General features: G+C 56.3%; 21 protein-coding genes and 1 pseudogene. 17 read left to right on the top strand and 5 right to left on the bottom strand.

From position 1 onward, the window contains the following. Positions 1-40: 40 nt before the first annotated feature. From ACHH0Z_RS21780 to xylR, 3 genes are read left to right on the top strand one after another with little or no spacing between them, the layout of a single operon-like run. Positions 41-1,582: a xylose ABC transporter ATP-binding protein gene (locus ACHH0Z_RS21780; RefSeq protein WP_008502745.1), complete on the top strand. Its 1,542-nt coding sequence runs from the start codon at positions 41-43 to the stop codon at positions 1,580-1,582. Next, positions 1,560-2,741 (top strand): xylose ABC transporter permease XylH, encoded by a 1,182-nt coding sequence (gene xylH / locus ACHH0Z_RS21775; protein ID WP_008502744.1) that lies wholly within the window; start codon positions 1,560-1,562, stop codon positions 2,739-2,741. Before ACHH0Z_RS21780 ends, xylH begins: the two co-directional genes overlap by 23 nt. A gap of 33 nt (positions 2,742-2,774) precedes the next feature. Then, positions 2,775-3,953: a D-xylose utilization transcriptional activator XylR gene (gene xylR / locus ACHH0Z_RS21770; protein WP_023345227.1), complete on the top strand. Its 1,179-nt coding sequence runs from the start codon at positions 2,775-2,777 to the stop codon at positions 3,951-3,953. 39 nt (positions 3,954-3,992) lie between these two features. On the opposite strand, the gene ACHH0Z_RS21765 is transcribed toward xylR, so the two are convergent. Beyond that, entirely contained in the window at positions 3,993-4,817 is an 825-nt protein-coding gene (locus ACHH0Z_RS21765) for a protein bax (protein WP_021242459.1), read from the bottom strand. Positions 4,818-5,130: 313 nt separating this feature from the next. Between ACHH0Z_RS21765 and ACHH0Z_RS21760 the strand changes: the two genes are divergently transcribed. The 5 genes from ACHH0Z_RS21760 (at position 5,131) to ACHH0Z_RS21740 (ending at position 11,901) form a co-directional block, all read left to right on the top strand. Then, positions 5,131-7,161 carry an alpha-amylase gene (locus ACHH0Z_RS21760; protein ID WP_039267037.1) on the top strand — a complete coding sequence of 677 codons (2,031 nt, stop codon included), beginning with the start codon at positions 5,131-5,133 and terminating at the stop codon, positions 7,159-7,161. Between the two features lie 183 nt (positions 7,162-7,344). Next, positions 7,345-8,601, top strand: coding sequence for a valine--pyruvate transaminase (gene avtA / locus ACHH0Z_RS21755; protein ID WP_023294831.1), 1,257 nt, complete (start codon positions 7,345-7,347; stop codon positions 8,599-8,601). A gap of 316 nt (positions 8,602-8,917) precedes the next feature. Then, the gene (locus ACHH0Z_RS21750; RefSeq protein WP_052672922.1) at positions 8,918-9,226 is read left to right on the top strand and encodes a hypothetical protein; all 309 of its coding nucleotides are present in this window, start codon (positions 8,918-8,920) and stop codon (positions 9,224-9,226) included. A gap of 29 nt (positions 9,227-9,255) precedes the next feature. Further along, the gene (locus tag ACHH0Z_RS21745; RefSeq protein WP_229046525.1) at positions 9,256-10,092 is read left to right on the top strand and encodes a collagen-like triple helix repeat-containing protein; all 837 of its coding nucleotides are present in this window, start codon (positions 9,256-9,258) and stop codon (positions 10,090-10,092) included. 90 nt (positions 10,093-10,182) lie between these two features. Continuing rightward, positions 10,183-11,901, top strand: coding sequence for a ShlB/FhaC/HecB family hemolysin secretion/activation protein (locus tag ACHH0Z_RS21740; RefSeq protein WP_045409043.1), 1,719 nt, complete (start codon positions 10,183-10,185; stop codon positions 11,899-11,901). Here ACHH0Z_RS21740 and ACHH0Z_RS21735 read toward each other — a convergent pair. Together ACHH0Z_RS21735 and yiaJ are read right to left on the bottom strand one after the other, a co-directional pair. Then, positions 11,885-12,340, bottom strand: a complete 456-nt coding sequence (locus ACHH0Z_RS21735; protein ID WP_023345224.1) for a 4Fe-4S dicluster domain-containing protein — start codon at positions 12,338-12,340, stop codon at positions 11,885-11,887. The two genes, ACHH0Z_RS21740 and ACHH0Z_RS21735, sit on opposite strands and share 17 nt — an antisense overlap. 3 nt (positions 12,341-12,343) lie before the next feature. Further along, on the bottom strand, positions 12,344-13,162 hold the full coding sequence (gene yiaJ, locus ACHH0Z_RS21730) for an IclR family transcriptional regulator YiaJ (RefSeq protein WP_395149563.1): 819 nt from the start codon (positions 13,160-13,162) through the stop codon (positions 12,344-12,346). Between the two features lie 224 nt (positions 13,163-13,386). Here yiaJ and yiaK point away from each other — a divergent pair, with 224 nt between their 5' ends. The 8 genes and pseudogenes from yiaK (at position 13,387) to araD (ending at position 21,106) form a co-directional block, all read left to right on the top strand. After that, on the top strand, positions 13,387-14,385 hold the full coding sequence (gene yiaK / locus ACHH0Z_RS21725) for a 3-dehydro-L-gulonate 2-dehydrogenase (protein ID WP_025910535.1): 999 nt from the start codon (positions 13,387-13,389) through the stop codon (positions 14,383-14,385). 10 nt (positions 14,386-14,395) lie between these two features. Further along, positions 14,396-14,863 carry a YhcH/YjgK/YiaL family protein gene (locus ACHH0Z_RS21720; protein WP_045409036.1) on the top strand — a complete coding sequence of 156 codons (468 nt, stop codon included), beginning with the start codon at positions 14,396-14,398 and terminating at the stop codon, positions 14,861-14,863. Between the two features lie 151 nt (positions 14,864-15,014). Continuing rightward, positions 15,015-15,940, top strand: a pseudogene (locus ACHH0Z_RS21715) (DUF4862 family protein). A gap of 43 nt (positions 15,941-15,983) precedes the next feature. Continuing rightward, a complete protein-coding gene (locus tag ACHH0Z_RS21710) occupies positions 15,984-17,303 on the top strand; it encodes an MFS transporter (RefSeq protein ID WP_021242448.1) in 1,320 nt (439 codons plus the stop codon). Between the two features lie 95 nt (positions 17,304-17,398). After that, on the top strand, positions 17,399-18,904 hold the full coding sequence (locus tag ACHH0Z_RS21705; RefSeq protein WP_045409069.1) for an FGGY-family carbohydrate kinase: 1,506 nt from the start codon (positions 17,399-17,401) through the stop codon (positions 18,902-18,904). Beyond that, positions 18,901-19,554, top strand: a complete 654-nt coding sequence (gene ulaD / locus ACHH0Z_RS21700) for a 3-keto-L-gulonate-6-phosphate decarboxylase UlaD (RefSeq protein ID WP_032654530.1) — start codon at positions 18,901-18,903, stop codon at positions 19,552-19,554. Before ACHH0Z_RS21705 ends, ulaD begins: the two co-directional genes overlap by 4 nt. Positions 19,555-19,556: 2 nt before the next feature. Continuing rightward, positions 19,557-20,417: an L-ribulose-5-phosphate 3-epimerase gene (locus ACHH0Z_RS21695; RefSeq protein ID WP_025910545.1), complete on the top strand. Its 861-nt coding sequence runs from the start codon at positions 19,557-19,559 to the stop codon at positions 20,415-20,417. Beyond that, positions 20,411-21,106: an L-ribulose-5-phosphate 4-epimerase gene (araD, locus tag ACHH0Z_RS21690; protein ID WP_045409033.1), complete on the top strand. Its 696-nt coding sequence runs from the start codon at positions 20,411-20,413 to the stop codon at positions 21,104-21,106. The genes ACHH0Z_RS21695 and araD overlap by 7 nt, the downstream gene beginning before the upstream one ends. 87 nt (positions 21,107-21,193) lie before the next feature. On the opposite strand, the gene ACHH0Z_RS21685 is transcribed toward araD, so the two are convergent. Then, a complete protein-coding gene (locus ACHH0Z_RS21685) occupies positions 21,194-21,934 on the bottom strand; it encodes a MipA/OmpV family protein (RefSeq protein WP_021242443.1) in 741 nt (246 codons plus the stop codon). 120 nt (positions 21,935-22,054) lie between these two features. On the opposite strand from ACHH0Z_RS21685, the gene ACHH0Z_RS21680 reads away from it, so the two are divergent. Then, positions 22,055-23,017, top strand: coding sequence for a LysR family transcriptional regulator (locus ACHH0Z_RS21680; protein ID WP_008502735.1), 963 nt, complete (start codon positions 22,055-22,057; stop codon positions 23,015-23,017). Here ACHH0Z_RS21680 and aldB read toward each other — a convergent pair. Further along, the gene (aldB, locus tag ACHH0Z_RS21675) at positions 23,014-24,552 is read right to left on the bottom strand and encodes an aldehyde dehydrogenase AldB (RefSeq protein WP_023294820.1); all 1,539 of its coding nucleotides are present in this window, start codon (positions 24,550-24,552) and stop codon (positions 23,014-23,016) included. The genes ACHH0Z_RS21680 and aldB overlap by 4 nt on opposite strands. Positions 24,553-24,620: the final 68 nt, after the last annotated feature.

Genomic DNA, 24,620 nt, shown 5'->3' with positions numbered 1-24,620 from the left:
CACGTTGCACTGTTCTTTCCTCGGGTTATGTGGAGCAGTTATGCCTTATTTACTTGAAATGAAAAGCATCACCAAGCGCTTCGGCACGGTGAAAGCCGTCGACAACGTCAGTCTCCGGTTGAATCCCGGCGAAGTGGTTTCGCTGTGTGGCGAGAACGGTTCAGGCAAGTCAACGCTGATGAAAGTGCTGTGTGGGATCTACCCGCACGGCAGCTACGAAGGCGAAATCGTCTTTGCCGGCGAAGTGATCCAGGCAACTCACATTCGCGATACCGAACGCAAAGGTATCGCCATCATCCACCAGGAACTGGCGCTGGTGAAACATCTCACCGTGCTGGAGAACATTTTCCTCGGAGCCGAAATCTCCCGCCACGGCGTGCTGGATTACGACACCATGACGCTCCGCTGTGAAAAGCTGCTGGCGCAGGTGAGCCTCCACATTTCACCGGATACCCGCGTGGGCGACCTGGGCCTGGGGCAACAGCAGCTGGTTGAAATCGCTAAAGCGCTCAATAAGCAGGTCAGGCTGCTGATCCTCGATGAGCCAACGGCCTCGCTCACCGAACAGGAAACCGCGGTTCTGCTCAATATCATCCGCGATCTGCAAAACCACGGCATCGCCTGTATCTACATTTCGCACAAGCTGAACGAGGTCAAAGCCATTTCGGACACCATCTGCGTGATCCGCGACGGCCAACACATCGGCACGCGTGAAGCCGCGGGCATGAGCGAAGATGACATCATCACCATGATGGTGGGGCGCGAGCTGACGGCGCTCTACCCGAATGAGCCTCACACCAAAGGTGATGAAGTGCTGCGCGTGGAAAACCTGACCGCGTGGCACCCCGTTAACCGCCACATCAAGCGCGTCAATAACGTCTCGTTTTCTCTGCACAGCGGCGAAATTCTCGGTATTGCCGGGTTAGTCGGCGCCGGGCGCACGGAGGCCGTACAGTGTCTGTTTGGCGTATGGCCGGGGCGCTGGGAGGGCACGATTTATATCGACGGCCAGCCGGTGAAAATCGACAACTGCCAGCAGGCGATTGCCCACGGTATTGCTATGGTGCCGGAAGACCGCAAAAAAGACGGCATCGTGCCGGTCATGGCCGTGGGGAAAAACATTACGCTTGCGGCGCTCGATCGCTTCTCCGGCGCGCTGAGCAGCCTGGACGATGCCGCCGAGCAGCAGTGCATCCTCCAGTCGCTTGCCCGTCTGAAGGTCAAAACCTCCTCACCGGAACTGGCCATTGGCCGCCTGAGCGGCGGCAACCAGCAGAAGGCGATTCTGGCGCGCTGCCTGCTGCTCAACCCGCGCATATTAATCCTCGATGAGCCCACGCGCGGGATTGATATCGGTGCCAAATATGAAATCTACAAACTGATTAATCAGCTTGTACAGCAAGGGATTGCCGTCATTGTCATCTCGTCTGAGTTACCCGAAGTGCTCGGCCTGAGCGACCGCGTGCTGGTCATGCACGAGGGAAAACTGAAAGCCAATCTGATTAACCAGAACCTGACGCAGGAGCAGGTGATGGAAGCCGCTTTAAGGAGCGAACGTCATGTCGAAAAGCAATCCGTCTGATATCAAAGTCGCCGTTCCGACGCCCGGTGCGTTCGCAGGACTAAAAGCACTGAACCTGCAGGTGTTCGTGATGATCGCGGCCATTATCGTCATCATGCTCTTCTTTACCTGGATGACGGATGGCTCGTACCTGAGCGCGCGTAACGTCTCCAACCTGCTCCGCCAGACCGCTATCACCGGCATTCTGGCCGTGGGCATGGTGTTCGTGATTATCTCCGCGGAAATCGATCTGTCGGTCGGCTCGATGATGGGGCTCCTCGGCGGCGTGGCGGCCATTTTTGACGTCTGGCTCGGCTGGCCGCTGCCGCTGACCGTGGCGGTCACGCTGGTGCTGGGTCTGGTTCTGGGGGCCTGGAACGGCTGGTGGGTAGCCTACCGTAAAGTGCCGTCGTTCATTGTCACCCTGGCGGGGATGCTGGCCTTCCGCGGGATCTTAATCGGCATCACCAACGGTACCACCGTCTCCCCGACCAGCGCGGCCATGTCGCAGATTGGTCAAAGCTATCTCCCGGATGGCGTGGGCTTTACCATCGGCGTGGCGGGGCTGCTGGCGTTTGTCGCGTGGCAGTGGCGTGGACGCATGCGCCGTCAGGCGCTGGGGCTGGCGTCGCCAGCATCAACCTCGGTGGTGGGACGTCAGGCGCTGACGGCGGTCATTGTGCTGGGTGCCATCTGGCTTCTTAACGACTATCGCGGCGTTCCGACGCCGGTGCTGCTGCTGGCGCTTTTGCTGCTGGGCGGCATGTTTATGGCGACGCGCACCGCGTTTGGCCGCCGTATTTATGCCATCGGCGGCAACCTTGAGGCTGCCCGTTTGTCGGGGATTAATGTCGAACGCACCAAACTCGCGGTCTTCGCCATTAACGGCCTGATGGTCGCCATCGCCGGGCTGATCCTCAGCTCGCGCCTGGGGGCGGGTTCTCCCTCCGCGGGCAACATCGCCGAGCTGGATGCTATCGCCGCCTGCGTCATCGGTGGCACCAGCCTCGCAGGCGGTATCGGCAGCGTCGCGGGCGCGGTGATGGGGGCATTTATCATGGCGTCGTTGGATAACGGGATGAGTATGATGGACGTCCCGACGTTTTGGCAGTATATCGTCAAGGGGGCCATTCTTTTACTGGCAGTCTGGATGGACTCGGCCACCAAGCGACGGGCCTGATAACGGTATTGTGACTTAATTGGGAAGTGAGCCATGTTTGAAAAGCGTCACCGCATTACGTTGTTATTCAATGCCAACAAAGCCTATGACCGTCAGGTGGTAGAAGGCGTGGGTGAATATTTGCAGGCGTCGCAATCCGAATGGGATATTTTTATTGAAGAAGATTTCCGCACCCGTCTGGAGAACATTAAAGACTGGCTGGGCGATGGCGTTATTGCCGACTATGACGACCCCGTCATTGAACAGCTGCTGACCGACGTCGACGTGCCGATCGTGGGCGTCGGCGGCTCCTACCACTCGCCCGAACACTATCCGCCAGTTCACTATATTGCCACCGATAACCATGCCCTGGTCGAAGCCGCGTTTCTCCATTTAAAAGAGAAAGGCGTCCACCGCTTCGCGTTTTATGGTTTACCCGCCACCAGCGGCAAGCGCTGGGCCGTTGAGCGTGAACACGCATTTTGCCAGCTGGTCGCGCAGGAGAAGTATCGCGGCGTGGTCTATCAGGGGCTGGAAACCGCCCCGGAAAACTGGCAGCACGCGCAGAACCGTCTGGCGGACTGGCTGCAAACGCTGCCGCCGCAAACCGGGATTATTGCCGTAACGGACGCCCGCGCCCGCCACGTGCTGCAGGTCTGCGAACACTTACACATTCCGGTGCCCGAAAAGCTGTGCGTGATTGGTATTGATAACGAAGAGCTTACCCGCTATCTGTCCCGCGTGGCGCTCTCTTCCGTGGCTCAGGGCACGCGTCAAATGGGCTATCAGGCGGCGAAGCTGCTGCACCGCCTGCTGGATAAAGAATCTCTGCCGCTTCAGCGCCTGCTGGTGCCTCCTGTTCGCGTCGTGGAACGCCGCTCGACCGATTATCGCTCCTTAAGCGACCCGGCCGTCATTCAGGCCATGCACTATATTCGCAACCACGCCTGCAAAGGGATTAAGGTCGATCAGGTGCTGGATTCGGTAGGCATTTCGCGTTCGAATCTGGAGAAGCGTTTTAAAGAAGAGGTGGGCGAAACCATTCATGCCGTCATCCATGCTGAAAAGCTGGAGAAAGCACGCAGCCTGCTCGTTTCCACGTCGCTGTCGATCAACGAAATCTCGCAGATGTGCGGTTACCCGTCGCTGCAATATTTCTACTCGGTGTTCCGCAAAGAGTATGACACCACGCCCAAAGAGTACCGGGATCGCCACAGCGAGGTGCTGATATAGAAAAGAAAACGCCTTCCAGTGGAAGGCGTTTTTTTGAGATTACATATGAGCGGCGATTAAGCGCTGGTTATCCTGGTACATGGCGAACAGATAGTTGTTATAGCTCTGTCCCTTCGTCGAATACCCTTTCAGCTTGTGGATCATCGTACTGGCCGTCACTTCCTGGTCCGCTTTACGCAGCTGAGCGCGTGATTTACGGAACGATGAGTAGGCCGGGTGCGTGTTCAGATTCACCACGTAGGCGTTCACGGAATCCTTCACGGATTCAAACTGCGAATAGCCTTTCACCTTGCCAGGCGCATTCGTACAACGACCTTTCACGCATTTCATGCCGAAAAGGTTGTTGTTGTTACGCGCAAGCTTAGACGTTCCCCAGCCGCTTTCGGCTGCAGCCATGGTCGCAACCATGCTGCCCGGGATGATATCCACACGCTCAAGGAGAGCATTCCACGGCACACGACGCGTGTTCCCGTTCCAGCTCAGCTTATAGCGCTTCGTGATATCTTTCAGACGCGCGCGCTCGGATGGCGACCAGCGGCTATCGTACTGTTTGGAAATCAGCCAGTTACGATCCGCAGTAATCGCGGCATTTTGACTCGTGATGTAAGGCATTACCGTCCGGAGAAACGCTTTTTTCCTTGGTGTTCCGGAAGGGTATTTTCGCAAATCAGGAAGTGAACTACTCTTTGCACTATTGCGAGAATACTCTTGTTTACTGCTAACCTTACTACTTGTCGTCTTTATTACGTGGGCTTTCTTACTCGTTGTATCCGTGTGCGTCTTCGCAAGCACCCCACCCGAAAATGCCGTGGTGAGTAACATGAGTATCGCAGCCCCATATCGTCGAATGGGAGTCGATATCATTAGGTCTCCTGGTCGGATGTAATCATCCCAACACCTTATTTTTTCACAAATTTGAGAGCGGAATCTCAAATCATATCAAAAATAGACTTCAAGAGCACGTATAGAAATAGTCCAATTCCGAAACTATGTCACCTGAAACTTGCTCATAAAAACATCATTTCTGGAAAAATGTGTGCGTTATCGCAGATAACTGCCTAATTTTGCGCAAGATCACTCATCCTCACGCATCCTCCTGGCAGAAAGCGACAGGGGATGAGTTTTTCCCGCCCGCCTGCTGGCAAACTGGTCAAAAATGCCGCGACAGGAACCTGGAATGAAACGCACCGCAATAGCCTTTCTGATGTTACCCGCACTGGCACATGCCGACTGGTCATCGCCGGGGTTTGACGCATTTCGCGCCGAAGGCACCGGGATTTTCACCAGCCAGGCAAAGCTTGCGAAGGGTACGCGTCCTCTTACGCTCAGTTTTGACAAGACGTGCTGGCAGCCCACAGGCGCGATAAAACTCAATGAGATGCTGTCGCTCAAGCCCTGTGACGGCACACCGCCGCAGTGGCGCCTTTTCCGCGACGGTGAATACCAGATGCGAATCGATACACGCTCCGGCACGCCCACGCTGCTGCTGGCGGTTCAGAGCGCGACAGAACAGCCGGTGGCCAACGTTATCCGCCAGTGTCCGAAGTGGGACGGTAAGCCGCTGACGCTGGACGTCAGCCATACCTTCCCGGAAGGCTCCGTCGTGCGCGATTTCTACAGTAAACAGACGGTGACCGTACAAGGTGGAAAAATCACCCTGCAGCCAGCCGCCAACAGTAACGGCCTGCTGCTGCTTGAGCGCGCCGAAACCGACAGGCCGGCGCCGTTTAGCTGGCAAAACGCCACCGTCTATTTTGTACTGACTGACCGCTATGTGAATGGTGACCCGAGCAACGACAACAGCTACGGCCGCCACAAAGACGGCATGCAGGAGATTGGTACGTTCCACGGCGGGGATCTCAAGGGACTGACCAGCAAGCTCGATTACCTGCAGCAGCTGGGGGTGAATGCGCTCTGGATAAGCTCCCCGCTTGAGCAGATCCACGGCTGGGTAGGCGGCGGCACCAAAGGTGATTTCCCGCATTATGCCTACCACGGCTACTACACCCAGGACTGGACAACGCTCGACGCCAACATGGGCACCGGGGATGACCTGCGTCAGCTTGTTGATGAAGCGCATAAGCGCGGCATTCGCATCCTGTTTGATATCGTCATGAACCACACGGGCTACGCGACGCTTGCGGACATGCAGGCGTATCAGTTTGGCGCCCTATACCTGCAGGGTGATGAGCTGAAAAAGACGCTGGGAGACCACTGGACGGACTGGAAGCCTGGCGCAGGCCAGACCTGGCATAGCTTCAATGACTACATCAACTTCAGCGACAAAGCCGCATGGGAAAAATGGTGGGGTAAAAAGTGGATCCGCACCGACATCGGTGATTACGACAACCCCGGCTTCGACGATTTAACGATGTCGCTGGCGTTTCTGCCCGACCTGAAAACGGAATCCACCGCCCCTTCCGGGCTACCCAATTTCTACCAACACAAACCCAATACCCACGCGAAAGCTATTCCGGGCTATACCCCGCGCGATTACCTGACCCACTGGCTCAGCCAGTGGGTACGTGACTACGGCATCGACGGTTTCCGCGTGGATACCGCGAAGCACGTTGAGCTCGCGGCCTGGCAGCAGCTGAAAGACCAGGCAAGCCAGGCGCTGGCCGCCTGGAAAGGCGCTCACCCGGACAAAAAGCTCGACAACGCACCGTTCTGGATGACCGGCGAATCCTGGGGTCACGGAGTGATGCAGAGCGATTATTACCGCCACGGCTTCGACGCGATGATCAACTTTGATTATCAGGAGCAGGCGGCGAAAGCGGTAAATTGCCTGGCCGATATGGATCTCACCTGGCAGCAGATGGCGGAGAAGCTGCAAAGCTTCAATGTGCTGAGCTACCTCTCATCACACGATACGCGTCTGTTCCGCGAAGGGGGCCAGCGCGCGGCGGAGCTGCTCCTGCTGGCACCGGGCAGCGTGCAAATCTATTACGGGGATGAGTCCGAGCGTCCGTTCGGGCCGACAGGCTCCGACCCGCTGCAGGGCACCCGCTCGGATATGAACTGGCAGGACGTCACGGGCAAGCAGGCCTTAACCGTCGCCCACTGGCAAACGCTGGGTCAGTTCCGCGCCCGCCACCCGGCGATTGGTGAAGGCAAGCAAACCACGCTGTCGCTGAAAGAGGGGTATGGATTCGTACGTGAACATGATGGCGATAAGGTGATGGTCGTCTGGGCGGGGAATCAGTAGATCATACCCCTCACCCTAACCCTCTCCCCATGGGGAGAGGGGAGAAGCTCCAAAACTATTCACTACACAAATCCACTCCCGCCCTATAAAACCACAAATCCGACCACACCACCCGATTTGCACCAACACGGTGCTAGCGTTATGGTTACCCACTTTCAAAATAAGCTCGACAGATCACCTGCTATGACGTTTTCACTTTTCGGCGACAAATTTACCCGCCATTCAGGCATTACTCGCCTGATGGAGGACCTCAACGACGGGCTGCGCACACCGGGCGCAATCATGCTCGGCGGCGGAAACCCGGCTCAAATCCCGGAGATGAATACCTATTTCCAGACCCTGCTCGCTCAGATGCTGGAAAGCGGCAAAGCAACCGATGCGCTTTGCAACTACGACGGCCCGCAGGGGAAAACCGAGCTGCTGGCACTCCTCGCCGAAATGCTGCGTGACGAGCTGGGCTGGGATATCGAACCACAGAATATTGCACTGACAAACGGCAGCCAGAGCGCGTTTTTCTACTTGTTTAACCTGTTCGCAGGACGTCGCGCGGACGGCACCACCAAAAAAGTGCTGTTTCCGCTGGCGCCGGAGTATATCGGCTATGCTGATTCCGGCCTGGAAGAGGATCTGTTCGTCTCTGCGCGCCCGAACATCGAGCTGCTGCCGGAAGGCCAGTTCAAATATCACGTCGATTTTGAACACCTGCATATTGGCGAAGAGACGGGCATGATCTGCGTATCGCGCCCGACTAACCCAACGGGCAACGTGATCACCGATGACGAACTGATGAAGCTGGATGCGCTGGCCAATCAGCACGGTATTCCGCTGGTGATCGATAACGCCTACGGCGTGCCGTTCCCGGGCATCATCTTCAGCGAAGCACGTCCGCTGTGGAACCCGAACATTGTCCTGTGCATGAGCCTCTCTAAGCTGGGTCTGCCGGGCAGCCGCTGCGGCATCATCATCGCCAATGAGAAAATCATCACCGCCATCACCAATATGAACGGCATTATCAGCCTTTCACCGGGCGGCATTGGCCCGGCGATGATGTGCGAGATGATCAAACGCAAGGACCTGCTGCGTCTGTCGAATGACGTGATCAAGCCTTTCTACTACCAGCGCGTTCAGGAGACGATCGCGACACTTCGTCGCTATTTGCCGGAAGAACGCTGCCTTATCCACAAACCGGAAGGGGCCATTTTCCTGTGGCTGTGGTTTAAGGATTTACCTATCTCCACCGAACTGCTTTACCAGCGACTGAAAAAGCGCGGCGTACTGATGGTGCCGGGCGATTATTTCTTCCCGGGTCTGGATAAGCCATGGCCGCATACCCATCAGTGCATGCGCATGAACTACGTCCCCGACCCGGAAAAAATCGAAGCGGGTGTTAAAATTCTCGCCGAAGAGATCGAAAAAGCCTGGCAAGAAGGCAATTGTTAAAAAATAAGGCTCTTCAAATGAAGAGCCTTATTTTTCCGTGATCTGAATCTTATATTAAGGATATATCCTGTAGCGCTTCATTTATCATTCCCATTGAGTTTTCTTAGGAATATTCCTTTAATTTAGGCTCGCTAACTACCCTCTCAATAATTAAGTAAAAATTAAATATGCTAACTTATTGTTATTTTAAATAACCCTCTTCAACGCAGAAAATACCTTCCTGAGTCGCTTTCATGCATATTTAAAAATACTGCATATACTCACTAATACGCCGCTCGGCGTTCTTTTGCGTGGAGTATTCATATGCTACCTAATAATGTTAGTCGCATCAGCGCTATTGCTGTTGCGGTACTGCTCGCGTTCTCTCTTTCTGCCTGTAGTGGAAGCGGTGGCGGATCTCACTCAACGGCCAAAAATAACCCTGCGACGGGAAGCAGCAGCGGCTCAGATGATGGAAGTGGCACAACCGCGAGCAATGGCGGTTCGGGCAGCAACGGATCGGGCACCGGAACGGGTTCAGGTACCGGGACAGGCGCTGGCGGCGGAACGGGTTCTGGTTCAGGGTCGGGCTCAGGCTCAGGCTCAGGCTCAGGAGGCAGTGGAGGAACCACTACCGCAGGCGTAAATACGATACTGGGTGATGCCGGTAAAACCGTGACCAGCGTCGGATCCACTGTGGATAGCCTCGGAAGCCAGCTTCCGACAAATAATCCCGTCACGTCAACCGTCTCAACCACCGTCAGCGGTGTTGGCAGTGCCGTGTCCACCGTGGGGACAGGCGTCACGACTGGCGTTGGCGATCCAAACAACCCGAACGGTGTGGGTACCACGGTTAAAGGCGTGACCTCGTCGGTCACCTCCCTCGGCAATACCGTTTCAACGGTAGGCACGGGCCTGGCGAGTTCCACTTCCGGAACCCCGGTCAGCGGCGTAACCGGCCTGACGGGCAGCGTGGTAAACAGTACCGGGCAACTGGTCAGTAACACCGGCACGGGTCTCACCAACACGGTAAGCAGCCCTGCTGTCACTCAGGTAACAACCGATACCACGACCCTGGCTAACAAGACGCTGGGCGGAGTACAAGGCGTGACGCAAACCGTAGGCACCACAACGGGTCTCGGCACACCGGTTAACGGTCTGCTGACCCAGGTGGGTGGCACCGTCAGCGGCGTGGGGACCAACATTAGCAGCAGCAATAGCGGGCTTAGCGGTGTCGGTCAGGTCGTTCAAAATGTCGGCCAGACGGTCACGGATAGCGGTACGCTAGTGAAACCCACATCAACCACCGGAGGCAGCGGCACAGGATCTCTGACGGCCGATGCCAATGTGACAGCCACAAACAATAGCCTGAGCACAACGGTCAATACCACCCTCAATACGCTGACTGCGGGTGTAACGGCCAATGCAGGCACAACCCAAAACACATCTACGACAAACCCGATTAACGGGCTCAACACGTTAACCTCGAGCCTACTGACGCCAAAACAGTAATCCTTTTACTGCCTGTCTGCGCCCCTGGTTCAGGGGCGCTTTATTCAGCGACATTTACCCCAACCGGGGATGACGAACAGGGATAGCGCGATGAAACACCACTTCCTTTTTTCGCTGACGGGGCTGGTTGTGCTGAGCATGGCCCGCGCCGATACTCTGCCCTCTATTATTAACCCCGATAACCCGGCGCAAGTTTCTCGTAACGTTGCCCCCGAACAGACTGAGGCCGCGCCACAGCCGAACGTCAAAATAGAAAAACCGAAGTCAACGCTGACGCCTGAAACGCCTATTACCATTCATCACATTCAGTTTATTGGCGGCACGCGTTATCCCTTGAAGGAATTACTTCAGCCCTTCAGGCCTTACGCTGGAAAAACCGTGCCGCTAAAAACGCTTACGGGGCTGGTAAACGATATTACGGAACGCTATAAGGCCGACGGTTTTCCACTCTCTTATGCCTGGCTGCCCGATAATAATTTCCAGCAGGGCAATATTAAAATTGTTCTGGTTGAAGGCTATGTCGCTCATAGCGACATCACCAGTAATAACCCGCACATCGCCGAACGTCTTAAACGTTTGTCCGAAAAAATCATGGCGGAAAAACCGCTGTCTCAGGATACGTTCGATCGCTACAGCCAGCTGATGACGCGCACCCCGAACGTTCCGGTTACGGCTAACGCGCAGCTGCCAACCAATATCTATGGCGCGGCGGCGATGCAAATCACCGGCAACCAGGAGCGGAGCTGGAATATCGCGTCGACGATTGATACCCGTAAAGGGCAAGATTTAATGATGCTGAACGGCACGCTCAGCAACATGACAAGCTATGGCGATCAGCTTGGCGTAGCCACGCTTGTGCCGTTAGATAGCAACACGCGAAAAAACTATGTCGGGCTCAACTGGCAGCAGTTTTTAAACGATGAAGGGCTGACGATGCAGCTCAAAGGCAGCTATTACCGTGAAGATCCGCGAGATTTTTCGCCCCTGCTCTCTTTGCCGAATAATATCAGCGTCGATTCGAAGCAAAAAACAACGCAATACAACGGCGGCGTGACGTTTGGCTATCCCCTGCTGCTGACGCAAAAATCACAAATTAATCTGACCGGCGGTTTTGATTACACCGACCGCCAGGACGATTATGCCCTGCAGGCCAGACTGCTGGGCAAAACCTATAGCCTGGACTCCGTCAACCAGCACGCGCGTTATCCCGCGCTGGAAGTGGGCATCAACGGTGCACATCAGTTCACAACCGCCAGCATCAGCGGCCGACTCAACGTGCGTCAGGGTATTGATGCGATGGGAGCCGATATCGTCTCGGCCCCCAGGCCCGATATTAATTTTACGCTCACGAAAAGCTATCTGGACGCAGCCTGGATGTTTGCCGATAAGTGGCGGCTATCAACGTCCTGGGAGGGGGACTGGTCAAATAACACGTTGCCAGAACCCGAACGCGTTAGCTTCGGTGCCCAGCGGTTTGGCCGTGGATACCAGGACAGTGAAGCAAGCGGTGATTACGGCTATGGCGGGCAGGTAGAACTGCGCTATATCCAGATGCGAAAAGAGAGCACATGGCTTGCCACAATCCAGCCCTACATCCTGGCCGATACCGCGCAAACCTGGTTTAACACCTCCGGCTTGCCTCATCAGCGGCTCGGGTCAGTGGCGGCTGGCGTGATGGTAGGCGATACCCGCCACTATAGCATCACGGTTGAGGCGGCAAGACCCGTCGGGGATGTTCCGACAGACAGTCGCAACAGAGACTGGCGCTACAGTCTGACGTTTACGTGGAATTTCAATAAAATGCAGTAAGCCTTTCAGCCCGAATACTGGCAGGATCAACGCAGCGCAGCGCGTGGGTTGGACAGGCCTCCACGCAGGCCGGTCCGCCTTCGCGCTGCACACATAAATCACATTTCAGCGCTTGTGCCCTGCTTCCCACCAGCCGTACCTGCATCGCCCCAAACGGACAGGCGACCATGCAGCTTTTACAGCCAATACAGCGCATCTGCTCAACAAGCCAGGCGCCTGCCGTAAGGCTGATGGCATGGGTTGGGCAGACATTGGCACAGGGGGCGTCCTCGCACTGATGGCAACCCACCGCCGTAGTGTAGGCGTCCCCCTTCACCACCCGCAGGCGAGAGGTAAAAGCCTCTGCGGTGAAGTCATCCTGATGCGCGACCGCACAGGCCACTTCACAGGTGCGGCACCCGATGCATTTTTCCGCATCCGCCATGATAAATCGGTTCATCTGTTACGCCTCGCGTACGTTAAAACCCAGCTCTTTTGAGATAGCCTCTGCCGTTTCGCGCAGCGGCTTGAGCAGGTTCTTCTCGCCCACCTGCTTCATGCGCGACGTCGATAGCGAGATAGAGATCGCATACGGAACGCGGCCGTGAATATCAAACACCGGCACGGCAATACAGGAGACGCCCAGCTCGTTCTCTTCTTTGTCCATCGCCATGCTGCGATCGCGAATTTCCGCCAGTTCATCATACATGGCGCTCAGTTCAGTGATGGTGTTGCGCGTCAAAGGTTGGATCTGTTCCTGATGGCTTTCCCAGTAGCTCGCCACGTAATCCTGATGACCAAACGCCATGTAAATCTTGCCCATCGCAGAGCAGTACAGCGGCATATGCTGGCCGATATAGGCGCGCGTGCGCAGCATACCGGTTGTCGGTTCGAGCTTATAAATCAGGATGGCGTGGTCATCTTCCCGGCTGGAGAAGTTCACCGTCTCGCCGGTCGCAATGTTCAGCGCTTCGAGGTGCGGAGCGGCCACGTGAATGATATTCAGCGACGACAGCGCCTTTTGCCCGACGGCGATAAATTTGGTGGTCAGGCGATAGCTGCCCGCGGCGGGTGCCGGGGTCACGTACCCGCACGACTGTAGCCCCTGCAGCAAGCGGTGCACGGTGCTCTTATTCAGCCCCGCCAGTTCCGATAAATGTGCAAGCGGACACCCGTTCGGATAGTTGCTGAGGATCTCAATCAGCATCAGGCCGCGAAACAAGCTCTGGCTGCCTGCTGGCCTCTCTTTTTCTTGCCTTATTTCGCTCTCTTTCATGCTCATTACATGGCTCCTGTTTAGCGCGTCCTGATGGTAGCGCAAAGTGTGGGTCAGTTCACGATCTCAACAGAAAAAACACAACCAATTGATTTTAATCGATTTTGAAAAACATGAATGTCGTTGATCTGACAAAATTTGATCGCTATATTTGAAATCAGATTTCGCATAGTGGAATTTAGCGATAAAAAAGCACTCACACTTGCCCTTAAAAGAACAGGAGAACAGGGATGAAAGTGACCTTCGAAGAGTTGAAAGCGGCGTTCAATCGGGTTCTGCTCGATCGCGGCGTGAAAGCGGAAACCGCAGACGCCTGCGCCGAGATGTTTGCCCGCACCACGGAATCCGGCGTCTATTCGCATGGTGTAAACCGTTTCCCGCGTTTTATTCAGCAGCTTGATGCAGGGGATATCATTCCTGACGCCCAGCCCAAACGGGTGATGACATTAGGCGCCATCGAACAGTGGGATGCGCAGCGCTCCATTGGCAACCTGACGGCGAAGAAGATGATGGATCGCGCCACCGAGCTGGCGTCCGATCACGGCATTGGTCTGGTGGCACTGCGTAACGCGAACCACTGGATGCGCGGCGGCAGCTACGGCTGGCAGGCGGCGGAGAAGGGCTATATCGGCATTTGCTGGACCAACTCGATTGCCGTGATGCCCGCGTGGGGATCAAAAGAGTGCTGCATCGGCACAAACCCGCTGATCGTTGCCATTCCGTCGAACCCGATCACCATGGTCGACATGTCGATGTCGATGTTCTCCTACGGCATGCTGGAGGTGAACCGCCTGGCCGGGCGCGCGTTGCCGGTAGATGGCGGCTTTGACGACGAAGGTCACCTCACCAGAGAGCCGGGCGTGATCGAGAAAAACCGCCGTATTCTGCCCATGGGCTACTGGAAAGGGTCCGGCTTATCCATCGTGCTCGATATGATCGCCACCCTGCTCTCAAACGGATCGTCCGTCGCGGAAGTGACCCAGGACAACAGCGACGAGTACGGCGTATCGCAGATCTTCATCGCCATTGAGGTGGATCGCCTGATCGATGGCCCAACCCGCGATGCCAAACTGCAGCGCATTATGGACTTCATCACCACCGCCGAACGCGCGGATGAAAATGTCGCCATCCGTCTGCCAGGGCATGAATTTACCCGTTTGCTTGAAGAGAACCGCAGCAACGGCATCACGGTTGACGACAGCGTGTGGGCGAAAATCCAGTCTCTGTAAGGAGTGGGCCATGATATTCGGACATATTTCCCAGCCAAATCCGTGTCGCCTGCCGCGGGCGATTGAAAAAGCCCTTCATTTTCTGCACACGACGGATTTCACCACCCTGGAGCCAGGCGTAGTAGAAATTGAAGGTCGCAACATTTTTGCCCAGGTTCTCGACCTGACAACAAAGGATCTGCACGAGAATCGCCCGGAAGTGCATCGCCGCTATCTGGATATCCAGTTCCTGGCCTGGGGTGAAGAGAAAATCGGTATCGCTATTGATACTGGTAATAACGAAATAAGCGAATCATTGCTGGAACAGCGCGATATTATTTTTTATCACAACAGTGAAAATGAGTCGTTTATCGAAATGATGCCCGGCAGCTATGCCATATTTTTTCCGCAGGATGTGCACCGTCCTGCCTGTATTAAAAACAAGGAAACCACAATTCGTAAGATTGTGGTGAAAGTGGCAATCAGCGAATTAGATTAATTTTCTGATATACCCTAAATAATTCGAGTTGCAGGAAGGCGGCAAGAGAGTGAATTCCCAGGAGCTTACATAAGTAAGTGACTGGGGTGAACGAGCGCAGCCAACGCACATGCAACTTGAAGTATGACGGGTATAAATACAGGAACGCGAAATGACTAATACCGGTTTTATTATTGGTGCGTACCCCTGCGCACCCTCGTTTCACCAGAAAGGGGAACAAGAAGAACAAACCTTCTGGCGGGAACTTTCCGACACGCCGAATATTCGCGGGCTGGAACAGCCTTGCCTTGAAAATCTTCACCCCCTTGGTGACGAATGGCTGTTCCGCCATACCCCGGGGGACTGGCAAATCGTGGTCACGGCAGTTATGGAAACCATGCGGCGCCGCGGCATCAACGGCGCGTTTGGCCTGGCCTCGGCTGACGACGCGCAGCGTAAAGCGTGCGTGGACTTTTACCGACATTTGCACAAAAAATTAACGCCGTGAATACCCGCTTCCCGGGGAAAGTGATTGCTCTTGAGATGCAGGCGGCCCCGCAGGCGGGCAATGCCTCGGTCGAACAAGCCACCGACGCGTTTTCCCGCTCCGTCCGTGAAATAACAAGCTGGGACTGGGGCTGCGACCTGGTGCTGGAACACTGCGATGCCATGACCGGCGTCGCACCCCGTAAAGGCTTCCTGCCCTTAGAGCAGGTGCTGGAGGTGGTGAAAGACACGGATATCAGCGTCTGCATCAACTGGGCGCGGTCGGTCATCGAAGGCCGTAACACCACCCTTCCGCTTGACCACGTTCAGGCCGCGCTTAATGCCGGGAAACTGGGTGCGCTGATGTTTTCAGGCACCACCCCCGGCGGGGAGTACGGTGAATGGCAGGATCTGCACGCGCCCTTTTCCTCATTCTGCGCCGACAGTTTGATGTCCACTGAACGTGCAAAAGCACTCTTTACTGCGGCGAGCGCCGCAACGTTGAAATTCTCCGGTATTAAATTACTGGAAATAAATGCTAATGCTGATGTCAGCCATCGCATCGCCATTTTGCGCGACGGTATCAGCGCAATGAATAAAGCAACGCAATAACAATAAGAAAAGTTTATTCCGGTTACCTACTGAGAGATTAACTATGAATATTTCTACTCATGCTCTACATGCGGACATTCCGCGCCAGCGCTGGCTAAGAATCATTCCTCCTATTCTTATCGCCTGTATTATTTCATATATGGACCGCGTGAATATCGCGTTTGCAATGCCGGGAGGGATGGACGAAGAATTAGGTATTACCGCCACCATGGCAGGCCTCGCGGGCGGCATATTTTTTATCGGCTATCTGTTCCTGCAGGTACCCGGCGGCAAGATTGCGGTACACGGTAGCGGCAAGAAATTTATCGGCTGGTCACTGGTCGCCTGGGCGGTGATCTCGGTGCTCACGGGTCTCGTGACGAATCAGTACCAGCTGCTGGTGCTGCGCTTCTTACTCGGCGTGGCGGAAGGCGGGATGCTACCCGTTGTGCTCACCATGATCAGCAACTGGTTCCCGGATGCCGAACGCGGTCGCGCCAACGCAATTGTGATCATGTTCGTACCCATCGCCGGGATAATTACCGCCCCGCTGTCGGGATGGATTATTACCGCACTTGACTGGCGCTGGCTGTTCATCATTGAAGGTCTGATGTCCGTCGTTGTGCTGGTGCTGTGGGCGTTCACCGTGTACGACCGTCCGCAGGAAGCCCGCTGGATCTCAGCGGCCGAGAAAAACTATCTGGTACAAACGCTGGCGGCTGAACAGCAGGCCATCGCCGGAAAAGAGGTGAAAAATGCCTCGCTCAGCGCGGTGCTGTCTGACAAAACCATGTGGCAGCTGATCGCCCTGAATTTCTTCTATCAGACCGGGATTTACGGTTACACCCTCTGGTTGCCGACCATTCTGAAGGAGCTGACGCACACCAGCATTGGTCAGGTGGGGATGCTCGCCATCCTGCCCTATATCGGCGCCATTGCGGGCATGTTCCTGTTCTCCTCGCTTTCTGACCGCACCGGCAAGCGCAAGCTGTTTGTCTCCCTGCCGTTGATTGGCTTCGCGCTCTGCATGTTCCTCTCCGTTGCCCTGAAAGCAAACATCTGGCTGGCCTATGCCGCACTGGTGGGCTGTGGTTTCTTCCTGCAATCCGCCGCGGGGGTGTTCTGGACGATACCGGCAAGACTGTTTAGCGCCGAAATGGCAGGTGGCGCGCGCGGCGTGATCAACGCCCTGGGTAACCTCGGTGGCTTCTGCGGCCCGTATGCCGTTGGCGTGCTGATCACCCTGTACAGCAAAGATGCAGGCGTCTACTGCCTGGCCGTTTCACTCGCGCTGGCGTCGCTGCTGGCCCTGCTGTTGCCGGCGAAATGCGATGCCGGGGCAGAGCCCAATCCCACGGTAAATCCCCATAAGCGTGCGGCCTGATGCCCTCACCACAGCCCTCTCCCACGGGGAGAGGGAGAAAACTGAATAGTAGGTCGGGTAAGCGAAGCGCCACCCGGCAATTAAGCGAGATGAAGATGAGTGAAAAAGAGCCCTTCTGGCTGGGTATCGATTGTGGCGGTACTTATCTAAAAGCCGGTTTATACACCCGCCAGGGCAAAGAAGTTTGTATCGAACGCCGCTCCGTTGCCACGCTCAGCCCGCGAGCGGGCTACGCCGAGCGGGATATGCATCAGCTCTGGCAGCACTGCCACGCCACCATCGCCGCGTTGCTCAAGAATGCAGGCGTAAACGGCAACCAGATCAATGGGGTCGGCATTTCTGCGCAGGGTAAGGGGCTGTTTCTGCTCGATAAACAAGACCAACCGTTGGGCAACGCCATCCTCTCCTCCGATCGCCGGGCACTGGAGATTGTGCAGCGCTGGCAGCAGGACGGCATTCCCGAAAAACTCTACCCGCATACGCGCCAGACGCTGTGGACCGGGCATCCGGCCTCGCTTCTGCGCTGGGTCAAAGAGAACGAGCCGCAGCGGTATCAGCAAATTGGCTGCGTGATGATGGCGCACGACTATCTGCGCTGGTGCCTGACCGGCGTGAAGGGCGGTGAAGAGAGCAACATCTCCGAGTCCAATCTCTACAACATGAATACCGGGCAGTATGACCCGCAGCTTACGCGCTGGCTCGGGATCAGCGAGATTGACGGCGCCCTACCGCCGATTGTCGGTTCAGCAGAAATCTGCGGGGAAATCACCGCTCAGGCAGCCGCCCTGACCGGTCTTGCGGCGGGCACGCCCGTCGTGGGGGGACTGTTTGATGTGGTTTCCACCGCGCTCTGTGCCGGACTGCAGGACGAGCACACGCTTAACGCCGTGATGGGCACCTGGGCCGTCACCAGCGGGATCGCCAGTGCGCTTCGCAGCAACGAACCCTTCCCCTACGTTTATGGCCGCTACGTGCATCCGCAGCAGTACATCGTTCACGAAGCCAGCCCGACCTCGTCCGGCAACCTTGAGTGGCTCACCGCGCAGTGGGGCGACATGTCGTTCAGCGAGATCAACCACGCCGTCGCCAGCCTGCCGAAAGCCGAAAGCGATGTATATTTCCTGCCGTTCCTCTATGGCAGCAACGCCGGGCTGGAGATGACCAGCGGTTTCTACGGAATGCAGGCGCTACACACACGCGCGCACCTGCTGCAGGCGGTTTATGAGGGCGTGGTGTTCTGCCACATGACCCACCTCAACCGCATGCTCGAGCGCTTTACCCACGTGCATGCCCTGCGCGTGACGGGTGGCCCAACCCATTCGGACGTATGGATGCAAATGCTCGCGGACGTCAGCGGGCTGGCGATTGAACTGCCGCAATTGGAAGAGACCGGCTGTTCCGGCGCGGCGCTGGCCGCCCTGGTCGGCACCGGCGTGTATCCCGATTTCCATGCGGCGCAATGCGCCCTCCGACACAACATTCGTGTCATTGAGCCTGACATGCGCGCCCACGAGGCCTATCAGCGCAAATATCAGCGCTATCAGCTACTGATTTCAGCACTACAGGGCTATCACGCCCGAGTTAAGGAGAACAACCTATGAGCCGACCATTACTGCAGCTGGCGCTCGACCATACCTCTCTTCAGGCCGCGCAGCGTGATGTCGCGTTGCTTGCCGATCACGTTGATATCGTCGAAGCGGGCACCATTTTGTGCCTGACCGAAGGGCTAAACGCCGTGCGCGCCCTGCGCGAGCAGTGCCCGGATAAAATCATCGTTGCGGACTGGAAAGTGGCCGATGCCGGAGAAACCCTGGCAGAGCAGGCATTTGGCGCGGGTGCAAACTGGATGACCATCATCTGCGCCGCCCCGCTGGCCACCGTTGAACGCGGCCACGAGGTGGCCCTGCGCCGCGGGGGAGAAATCCAGATGGAGCTCTTTGGTCACTGGACGCTGGACGATGCTCGCGCATGGCATCGCATCGGCGTGAAGCAGGCCATTTATCACCGCGGACGTGACGCACAGGCGAGCGGCCAGCAGTGGGGTGAGGAGGATCTCGCAAAAATGAAAGCGCTCTCCGATATCGGTTTGCAGCTTTCTATTACCGGCGGTATCACCCCCGCCGACCTGCCGCTGTTTAAGCAAATCAACGTCAAAGCCTTTATTGCCGGACGCGCGCTGGCAGGCGCCGCCAATCCGCCGCAGGTGGCACAGGCATTCCATTCGCACATTCGCGACATCTGGGGAGCGTAACCATGCGTCAGCATCCGTTAGGTATTTACGAAAAAGCGCTGCCAAAAGATCTCTCCTGGCCCGAGCGGCTGGTACTGGCGAAAAGCTGCGGGTTCGATTTTGTCGAGATGTCTGTCGATGAAACCGACGAGCGATTATCACGCCTCGACTGGAGCACCACGCAGCGCGCCTCTCTGGTGGAAGCGATGCTGGAAACCGGCGTGGCGATCCCCTCTATGTGCTTGTCTGCACACCGTCGCTTCCCGTTTGGCAGCCGCGATGAAACCGTACGCGAACGCGCCCGTGAGATCATGAGCAAAGCCATCAGGCTGGCGCGTGACTTAGGCATTCGCACCATCCAGCTTGCCGGGTATGACGTCTATTACGAAGCGCATGACGAGGGGACGCAACAGCGCTTTGCCGACGGGCTGGCGTGGGCCGTGGAGCAGGCCGCCGCCGCACAGGTGATGCTGGCGGTGGAGATTATGGACACCGCGTTTATGAACTCCATCAGCAAATGGAAAAAGTGGGACGACATGCTCGCCTCACCGTGGTTCAGCGTTTATCCGGACGTTGGCAACCTGAGCGCGTGGGGTAACGACGTCACCGCCGAGCTGACGCTGGGCATTGACCGCATTGCGGCTATTCACCTGAAAGATACCCAACCCGTCACCGCACAAAGCCCCGGACAGTTCCGCGACGTGCCGTTTGGCGAGGGCTGCGTCGATTTCGTTGGCGTGTTTAACACGCTGCATCAACTGAACTATCGCGGCGCATTTCTGATTGAAATGTGGACCGAAAAAGCAAAAGAGCCGGTGCTGGAGATTATCCAGGCGCGCCGCTGGATTGAAGCCCGTATGCAGGAAGGAGGCATGACATGCTAGACGAACTTAAAGCCGAGGTACTGGCAGCAAACCTGGCGTTGCCCGCCCACCAGCTGGTGACCTTTACCTGGGGCAACGTCAGCGCGGTTGACCGCGAAAGCGGCATGATGATCATTAAACCGTCCGGTGTGGAATACGACGTGATGACGGCGGAGGATATGGTGGTGGTGAGTATCGCCACGGGCCAGGTCGTCGAGGGGAATAAAAAGCCCTCTTCAGACACGCCTACCCATCTTGCGCTGTATCGTCGTTACCCGGAGATTGGCGGCATCGTGCATACCCATTCGCGCCACGCCACTATCTGGTCCCAGGCGGGGCTGGATTTACCGGCCTGGGGTACCACGCACGCGGACTATTTCTACGGAACCATCCCCTGCACGCGCCTGATGACCACGGCAGAGATTGCAGAGGAATACGAATACCAGACGGGTGAAGTGATCATCAAAACCTTCGAGGAGCGCGATCTTAGCCCGATGCAGATCCCGGCGGTGCTGGTCCACTCCCACGGCCCGTTCGCCTGGGGTAAAGACGCGGCCGATGCGGTTCACAATGCCGTGGTGCTGGAAGAGTGCGCCTATATGGGCCTGTTCTCACGCCAGCTCGCACCGCAGCTACCGGTTATGCAGCAGGAGCTGCTCGACAAGCATTATCTGCGCAAGCACGGGGCGAATGCCTACTACGGGCAGTGATCGGGCATTGAGATGGGCTTTAAGGAACAGCAGTGCAGGCACGATCGTAGGCCGGGTAAGGCAACGCCGCCACCCGGCTTTACCGCATCAGAAACGCCAGGTCAGGCCGGTCATCAGCGCGAAGCTGTCGTCGCGGTCGATCATCGGGCTATTCTTCACGTCGTCAGGCAACACGGTGTAGACCGCGCTGGCGTTAAGATACAGCTTCTGGGTTAACTGATATTTAGCCGCCAGGCCAACGTATGGCGTCCAGCTGTCGCCGGCGGTGTATTGATCCAGTCCGGAGCGGCGAGACTCGCTGCCGGATACGCCGTAGTAGTAGTCGTTATAGCTTTCGTCGCTGTAGAACACACCTACGGAAGGCGTCAGGGTCAGGCGCTCCATTTTGATCGGACGGAAGTACGATACTTCGCCGATCACGCCGCCGCTTTCATCCGTGGCATCACCAGAGACCGCCACTTTCAGCGATCCCCAGCTTTCGTGGCGGTAGTACGCCCCACCGAGGAAGGCGGACGCTTTACGCTCATCCAGCTGCTTCATCTGATGATCGTCGTTATCGTCAGGGTCGAAATGCAGCGGCATCCACGTTGCGGTCAGGCTCAATTCATTTTTTGCATCTTTCCACAGGATCCATCCGCCCGTGGTCTGACGAACGTAGAAACGATCGCCTTCGTAGCTAATCAACGGTACTGCGGTCGTATTTTCGTTATAGCCTTTGTAAGGAGACTCATTAAATACAGCCCCCGCACCAAGTGAAAATTCACCGGCCATGGCAGACGTTGATGCAAATAACGTGGCAGCGATGAGTAAATTGTATTTAATAGTCATTCCATGTAATCCATATATATGCCAAACAAGCGAGGCGCATAATAATGGTTACAAAATTGCCAATGCAACGCTGCGGTTTATATAATATTATATATAAAATCATATAGATGGGTGTGCATAATGAGTACATTACAGCTAAAACCACGCGAATTAAAAATTATCTCCGTCATTGCAGCCACCCACAGCATTGGTGATGCCGCCGCCCTGCTGGGTATGGCGCAGGCCAACGTCAGTAAATATCTGTCTGATTTTGAAACGCGGGTTGGGCTCAAGGTTTTTGAGCGCACCACGCGGCAGCTGGCCCTGACCCAGTTTGGTGAAGCGTTACTCCCCTACGTGAATGCCACGCTGGATAAGAACAGTCAGCTTGTTAATTTCATTGCTGATTATAAGCATGAAAAGCGCGGAAAAGTGACGATCTATGCCCCAACAGGTATCGTAACCTACCTCGCGCGACACGTGATCCATCAGATAGAAGACATCGGCGACATCCGCATCTCCCTGAAAACCTACAATCTGGACCGGAATGAATTTTCAGAAGGCGTTACCTTTCCGGATGACTGCGACATTTTAATTACCTATGCTCAGCCGAAAGACGAAAGCCTGGTTGCTAGCGTGTTGACACAATATTCCGTTACGGCCTTCGCAACCGTAGAATATTTAAATAAGCATCCCTTAACCGGACCTGAAGATTTAATTAATCACTCCTGTATTCTCATTGACTCCATGCTGGTCGATGAAGCTAACATCTGGCGTTTCCGCGTGCACGGCAGCGATGACGTGCATGACTACCGGGTGACCGGTAATTATATTTGCGACAATACGCAGACGGCCCTGGAGCTGGCAAGGAATAATCTTGGGATTGTTTTTGCGCCAAAAGAGAGCCTGAAAAAAGAATTAACGAAAGGCATGCTCGTCCCCTGCTTCCCGCATCAGGAAGAGTGGTGGCTCGACCTGACCGCCATCTTCCGCAAACGCGAATACCAGCCCTGGCGCGTGCAATACGTTCTGGATGGCGTACTGAACTGCCTGCGCCAGCAAATTGCTCAGGCCGCCCACGGACGGCCTGAGCTGGGCGACTAGAACAGCCCCAGCGGCTTATCGGAATAGCTGACCAGCAGACATTTGGTCTGTTGGTAATGCTCCAGCATCATCTTGTGGGTTTCACGCCCGATGCCCGACTGCTTATAACCGCCAAATGCCGCGTGTGCCGGATAGGCGTGATAGCAGTTGGTCCAGACGCGCCCGGCCTGAATGCCGCGGCCCATTTTATAGGCCAGATTACCGTTGCGGCTCCAGACGCCTGCCCCCAGGCCATACGGCGTGTCGTTGGCAATCGCCAGCGCCTCCTCCATCGTTTTAAAGGTGGTCACGGCCAGCACCGGTCCGAAGATTTCCTCCTGGAAAACGCGCATGGTGTTCTGCCCGAACAGGATCGTCGGCTCAAGGTAATACCCGTCCTGCAGATCCCCTCCGAGCACCTTACGGCGTCCGCCGGTGAGAATATCCGCCCCCTCCTTCTTGCCGATGTCGATGTAGTTGAGGATCGTTTCCAGCTGTCCATGCGAGACCTGCGCCCCCATCTGGGTGACATTATCGAGCGGGTTACCGCTGCGGATAGACTCGACGCGGCGAATGGCCCGCTCCATAAAGCGCTCGTAGATGGATTCCTGCACCAGCGCGCGGCTTGGGCAGGTGCAGACTTCGCCCTGGTTAAACGCAAACAACGCAAACCCTTCCAGGGCTTTATCGAAGAAGGCATCCTCTTCCTCCATCACGTCCTCGAAGAAGATGTTCGGGGATTTCCCGCCCAGCTCGAGGGTCACCGGAATGATGTTTTGCGTGGCGTACTGCATGATCTGCTGGCCCACCTCCGTCGACCCGGTAAACGCCACTTTGGCAATCCGTTTTGAGGTAGCCAGATATTCGCCTATCTCCCCGCCCGCGCCGTTCACTACGTTAATCACGCCCGGCGGCAGGAGATCGCCAACGATTTCCATCAGCAGCAGGACCGAGAGCGGGGTCAGACGCGCCGGTTTGAGCACAATACAGTTTCCGGCCGCGAGCGCGGGCGCCATTTTCCAGCTCGCCATCAGCAGCGGGAAGTTCCACGGAATAATTTGGCCTACTACCCCCAGCGGTTCGTGGAAGTGATACGCCACGGTGTCGTTGTCAACTTCGCTGATCCCGCCCTCCTGCGCGCGAATACAGGAGGCAAAATAGCGGAAGTGGTCGATAGCCAGCGGCACGTCAGCCGCCATCGTTTCCCGGATCGGCTTGCCGTTATCCCAGGTTTCCGCCGTCGCCAGCAGCTCCAGATTTTGCTCCATCCGGTCGGCGATTTTGAACAGGATCGCCGCCCGGTCCTGCACGGAGGTGTGAGCCCATTTCTCTTTCGCTTTGTGCGCCGCATCCAGCGCCAGGTCGATATCACGCTTACCGGAGCTGGCAATCTCGCACAGCGGCTGGCCGGTAACCGGGGTCAGGTTGGAATAGTATTCGCCGTCGACGGGCGCGACCCAGTCGCCGCCAATAAAGTTGTCATAACGGGGCTTCAGCTTGAGGGGAAAACCATACTCGCCGGGCTGGATACGCGATGAGGGAGGATTGTTTGTCATGTCCGTCTCCTTGCTGTTGGTGTACAACAAGGGTAGTTCCGGCTGGCGATTTTCTCGCCAACCGGTAA

Source organism: Enterobacter cloacae complex sp. 2024EL-00227 (assembly GCF_043945315.1).
Taxonomy (GTDB): domain Bacteria; phylum Pseudomonadota; class Gammaproteobacteria; order Enterobacterales; family Enterobacteriaceae; genus Enterobacter; species Enterobacter roggenkampii.
Note: the sequence above shows the minus strand (reverse complement) of the source record. Positions and strands in the feature narration are given on the sequence as shown.